Genomic DNA, 6,053 nt, shown 5'->3' with positions numbered 1-6,053 from the left:
CTCAGCAAGCGGAGTAACCAAAAGAGTGGCAGAAAAAGTGGCAAATGCACTTGATGCAGACATCTTTGAGATTGCTCCTGAAACCCCATATACCGCAGCGGACTTGGATTATATGGACAAGACAAGCAGATCAACTATTGAAATGAATGATAAATCTTTCAGACCTCCAATCAAGGAAACAATTGATGTTGCTGAATATGATACTATTCTCATCGGTTTTCCAGTATGGTGGTACACTGCTCCAACTATAATAAACACTTTCATTGAAAGCATTGACATTGCTGGAAAAACTGCAATAGCTTTCTGTACCTCTGGTGGAACTGGAATAACAGGTTGTGAAAACGACTTGAAAAACGCTTATCCAGAAGCTAACTGGAAACCAGGAAAAAGATTATACGGTAGAGAATCTGATGATGAGATTATCAATTGGGTAAATGAATAAATATTCTAAATGAAAATGAATAAAAAATTATTCATTTTCTTTTTTTTATAAACCCAAAAATAGTTCGTAAAATATAAAATAAATTTAAGAATTAAAAATAATAGGAATAGAAAAATTGCCTATTCCTCAGCTTCAGCTTCCCTAAGCTCTTTCATTTCTGCAATAGCTCTTTTTGCCTCACTTAAGATATGGCCTTCATCCACAGTGAGAAGCTCTCTGTTTTCCATCAATACTTTACCGTTACAGATTGTGGTGTCAACATTTGAACCATTAGCAGAGTAAACCAAGTTTGATGAAAGTGCATTGCTCATTGGAGTCATGTTAGGAGCGTTTGTGTCAACAAGAATAAGATCTGCCTTTTTGCCAACTTCAATTGAACCTGCATCAATGCCTAATGCATTTGCACCATTATAGGTTGCCATGTTTATCACTTCATCTGCAGTTGCAAGTTTCGGATTGAGTGTTGAAACCTTTTGAAGAAGTGCTGCAAACTTCATCTCATCGAACATGTCAAGATTGTTGTTGCTTGATGCACCATCAGTACCTAATCCAACGCATACACCTTGACTTAAGAGTTCACCTATAGGTGCTGCACCAGATGCAAGTTTCATGTTACTGCAGGGGTTGTGTGAAACCTTGACATCATACTTTTTAATCAAATCTATCTCATTTTGGTCTAACCATACACCATGAGCCGCAACAATATCACTGCCTAATATGCCCAAGTCATCTAAATACTCGAAGGGTCTTTTATTTTGATGAGCTTCCTTACAATCATTAATTTCCTTCATTGTCTCGTTCATATGAATGTGGATACCAACTTGGTACTTATCAGCTTCCTTTCTAACCCTCTCTAGAAGCTCACTTGAAGTGGTATAGATTGAGTGTGGACCGAACATTGTAGTGATTCTTCCATCTGCAGTATTGTTGTGATTCTTTATTAAGGATATGTTTTCCTTGAATTCGTTTTCACGTTTTTCCTCAATGCCGAAATCAATCATACCATATGACAACACTGCCCTCATACCAATTTCTTCAACTGCCTGTGCGACACCATCCATATAGAAGTACATGTCTGAAAATGTGGTTGTACCGCTCTTGATCATTTCAGCTGCACCAAGAAGTGCACCTATGTAACAGTACTCCCTGCTTAGGTGTGCTTCCATAGGCCAGATGTGATCGTTAAGCCAAGTGTCCAATTCCAAATCATCAGCTATTCCACGTAAAAGTGACATTGAAATGTGAGTGTGAGTGTTGACAAGACCTGGCATCAATATCTTGTCTGTTGCATCAATTATCTTTTCTGCATTTGATTCGTCGATTGCGTTTCCTATTTCTGCAATCTTATCTTCAACTATCAATACATCCGCATTCTTTTCTTCAGTTTTTCCATTTCCCAATGGATTTATTATAGTTGCATTTTTGATTAATATATTTTGACTTTCCATTAAAACACCTTTTATCGAATAAAAGCAATAATTAGATTTTAATTTATTTTATTTTTTAAAATTTTTAATTAACATGATATTATTTATATCATATTATAAAAAAATATTTTCATTTTGTTAATGTCTAAAATTTAGTTTGAATTATTTTATATATTACGAATTAATGTTCATTTTAAAAAAATAAAATAAGATAAGTTTTAGCTATCTTATTTTATAACTACCTTGGAAGTCCTTTTACTTGCCTTATAATACTTGTCTCCAGCGAATTTTACAGTTACCTTATAGGTTTTCTTCTTGGAAAGCTTTATTTTAACTGTTGCAACACCTTTCTTATTAGTTTTTGCTGTGTACTTTTTCTTATTTATGATGAAAACAATCTTTCTGCCTTTGATTACTTTCTTTCCATTTTTCAAAGTTGCAGTTAGTTTCTTGACTTTTTTCTTAGCCTTGAAAGTCTTCTTAGGAACATACAATTTGGTAGCCTTCTTGACTATCTTCTTAGCTACAGTCCTTTTGATTGTTATCTTTTTAGTCAAGGAACTGTCTTTATAGTAATCGTCACCAAAGACTATCTTCACAATGTAATTTCCATTGCTCAATTTTGAAAGCCCAGTCAATTTGGCTTCACCGTTTGCGTTTGTGGTTGCAGTTTTTGTCAAGACAACCTTATCATTTAGGCTAACGATGAATTTAATTGCCTTATTTGGAAGTGCATTGTAGTTGTCATCTATCAAAACAACCTTGAATTCATCCCCTTTTATCAAGGTCTCTTCAACTATGATATGTGGACTGTTTCTTTTTGTCACATTTACGGTGAATGTTTCATTGGAAGATTTGTAATAGCTGTCTCCAATGAATGAAGCCATGAACATGTAATTTCCTTCCACAAGATTTAAGCTAAATTTAGCGGTTCCATTTTCATCCAAAAGCAATTTTGCAGGAGAGAAACTTAGATTGTTGTCACTTTCAATCAATGAAACTGTAATTTCCTTACCAACTACAGGATTGAGATTTTGATCCAGCAAAGTGATTATCACTCCTTCATTGGATTTGGACAATATTGCCTTATTTTCAATATCCTGGAACTTGGTGTTTCCTTCATAATACAAGTTCAAGACATTTGAATTTGTAATGTTGCTTGGCTTGAATCCTGCATAATCGAAACTGAATGCGATAGGGAGAACCGCTTTTGCCCGATTAAGGGATAAGCTTAACTTAAGCACACTGGACTCACCTTCACCTAAAGAGCCTAAATGCCATACCTTGGTATTCTGATTGAATGAACCCTTAATGATCTGGAAGCTTTTTATGATTATTGAATCATCAAGATCCATGCTGATGTTGAGGTCATTCACCAAGTCACCTTCATTTGATACTGTAATGACAAGGTCAATCAAGTCACCTACCTTGTAAGTGCTGCTGTTTGACTTTATGCTAAGGCAAATATCACTGACCCCTGAAGTGTAGGCCTTTAGACATACATTAGCTTCTTTCAAGTCATAGTCTTGAGCATATTGGTAGAACTTGATTACTTTCAAGCCGTCTTCATAAAGATTCTTGTAGTCCACAAGGTCAATCCAGTTTATTCCATCCATACTGATAAATGATTCATTAGGATTTGCGCTTGCTCCACTGCTATAGCCTTCCCTTTTTGATTCAATAGCTATCGGATAGCATGAATCGGGAGTGGTCAATTTTACGGCTATCTTGAATATATCGTTTTTGGCAAGCTCCACATATTCATCCAATTTGATTGTATGGTATCCTGCACCTTTTATGAGGCCCTCTTGAATATATTTGCTTATTCCATTTACAGTGATGTTTACTAGATATTCACTGTCTCCAAAGGTGTATAATCCAAATGCAGTCAATGGATTGTTGTTTTTAGCCAGGAATTGATTTGCAAGCCAAGCAGTATGGGAGTTGAATCCCAATGACTCAAATGTATTCCCAAGAATGTCATATTGGTAAATGTTCTTGTAGTTTGTAATGTTTTCTACATTTGCAATTGCCATAGCGGAGATTGTATCAAGACCGAATCCTGCAAATGCCTTGTCATAGTAGGATATGTACCAGTAGCCATCATATCCATGGTCTGTTCCCCAACTGTTCTTTATTATGAATGCCCCATCGCCAGGAGGGGTAATTGCAAAATTTTCCTTTTTGTAATTGTCATCCCAACCAATGAGAGTTACTGCATGATTAGAGGTATCAATGACATCATGATAATAGTCCGGTTCGTATTGGAATGAATCGTCTGCCTGCATTGAAGTGTACAATGCCCCATAAGTCATGATAGCATACTTGATTTGGTCCAAATCCTTATAGCTTAGACGCACCGGAATCAAGAGAACATCCTGCACATGCTTTGTAAGGTTCAGTTTGGTTGGAGAGCTTGTATCCCAATCGCTGAATGGATCATCACTCTCTTCTACAGGTCCGCTCCAGCGCAAGAGATATGCAAGGGACATGTATTGGTTTCCGCCGTCTTTCCAATCAGTACCATTCAATCCATAGAGACCCATCAGGTTTTTCATATTGTTTTCAGACAGGTCATATGAAATGTTTTCATATTTCAACAGATAGGATTCAAGGGCTGCAATTGTTGTAAATGCCCAACATGATCCTGAACCTCCCTGGTTACGAATTGGAGTGACCAATCCGTAATCCCTTAAGTCATATGATGAAGGAAGGTCAGTGAGCAATCCGTCATCAAATGCTTTTGAGACTATTATTTGATCTTCAAGGCAAAGCAATAGGTCATCTCGCACGGTTTTTACATAATTATTGTTGAAATTCACATTTGCCATGTTTACATTGCCATTCAAATTGAAGAAGGTTCCATTGTCATCGCTTATTCCATTTGCTTGATTGCTTGAGACTGTGACATTATGGATTTCAAGAAGATTTGCCTTGTTGGATATTGCAGAACCGAATGTGTAATCTCCATTGAGCATGTTGCCCTCTATTGTAGAGTTGATTATGAACACGTTGTGGCTTGCCCAATTGCAGATTCCTCCTCCCATGGAGTAGTTTGAATTGACTGTATTGTTTGCTATTGTTGTGTTGTAGACAACAAGGATTCCGCTGTAATCATATATGGCTCCTCCACTACCGTATGTTCCATTGACAGAGTTGTTTATGAAATTGGAATTCAATATTGTCATTTCACCCATATCATTGATGATTGCGCCTGCATAAGCGTCTGCACTTCCATTTGCTGTATTTCCTTCAAATATGGAATTGTAGATTCTGACGAATCCCTTGTCATTGTATATTGCTCCACCGCTTGCAGGATATGTTTTCTGAGCATAGTAATAGATATAATCCTTTACAGAGTTGTTCTTGAATGTGGTATATACAAAGTTTACAGCACTTTGGTTAATGTAAACCGCTCCTCCATAGTAGGAATTGCCTCTTGTGAATGTCAGGTTTACAAAGTTTACAAGAGGACTTACAGCAATATATGCGAGTGGAGGTGTGATGAAGAATATTCCATTGCCGTATCCGTTTGCCTCACCATCAATGATTGTATTCAATGCGCTTTGGCCAATCAGATTAAGATTTTTGCTTATTGTCATCCGTCCTGAAATGGTATATGTTCCATCTGCCAAAAAGATGTTTGATTTGGAGTTAGTGTCATTTATGAAATAATTATAAGCACTGGAAATTGTTTTGAATGGGTTTGATTGGGTTCCTAACTCCTCATCTCCATCATAACTTGAGTTTACGAAAATAGTGTTTGAATCGGATACGTTAAAGTCATATGTAAGCATTTCAGACTTTAGATTGATGTAATCTGAATAGTCTGTGTAGATGTCACCTTGACTCTGGGAATTGCTTTCATCAAGAATCTCATCATCAATACTTCCAAGACTATTCTCATTTGAATCAGAGCCTGAATTTGTTTCTGTATCATCATTTTCATCTATTTCAATTGAATGAAGTGTTTCATCATCAATTGAATCAGAATTTATCTCATTTAGTTCAGTGCTTGTTTGGTAATTAATTTCATTATTCTCATTTAGGATAATTGAATCATCTGCAGCTGCAAAGCTTGCAGGAATCATCAATAAAAGCATGATAATTAATGAAATTAAAATGCAGTGCTTAATTTCCATAATTTAACCCCAATCTTTCTTTAATTAATTTTTAAATTTTAA

The 6,053-nt window shown here is 36.1% G+C and carries 3 protein-coding genes; 1 reads left to right on the top strand and 2 read right to left on the bottom strand.

Translation table 11 applies throughout. The features are described 5' to 3' along the window. Window positions 1-442 (top strand): flavodoxin (locus QZU77_RS10190; RefSeq protein WP_295603760.1); only part of this gene is annotated, 442 nt, incomplete at its 5' end. A gap of 119 nt (window positions 443-561) precedes the next feature. On the opposite strand, the gene QZU77_RS10185 is transcribed toward QZU77_RS10190, so the two are convergent. After that, window positions 562-1,890: an amidohydrolase family protein gene (locus QZU77_RS10185; RefSeq protein WP_295603758.1), complete on the bottom strand. Its 1,329-nt coding sequence runs from the start codon at window positions 1,888-1,890 to the stop codon at window positions 562-564. 206 nt (window positions 1,891-2,096) lie between these two features. Further along, window positions 2,097-6,011 carry a lectin like domain-containing protein gene (locus tag QZU77_RS10180; protein ID WP_295603755.1) on the bottom strand — a complete coding sequence of 1,305 codons (3,915 nt, stop codon included), beginning with the start codon at window positions 6,009-6,011 and terminating at the stop codon, window positions 2,097-2,099. Between the last annotated feature and the right edge of the window lie 42 nt (window positions 6,012-6,053).

Origin of the sequence: uncultured Methanobrevibacter sp. (assembly GCF_902774605.1) — an archaeon.
GTDB lineage: Archaea > Methanobacteriota > Methanobacteria > Methanobacteriales > Methanobacteriaceae > Methanocatella.
The sequence above is the reverse complement of the archived record's forward strand: the minus strand, read 5'-3'. Positions and strand labels throughout refer to the sequence as shown.

Bases quoted from the DNA above. Each gene is read 5' to 3' on its own strand.
- QZU77_RS10180 (WP_295603755.1), bottom strand. From the start codon at position 6,011: ATGGAAATTAAGCACTGCATTTTAATTTCATTAATTATCATGCTTTTA.
- QZU77_RS10185 (WP_295603758.1), bottom strand. From the start codon at position 1,890: ATGGAAAGTCAAAATATATTAATCAAAAATGCAACTATAATAAATCCA.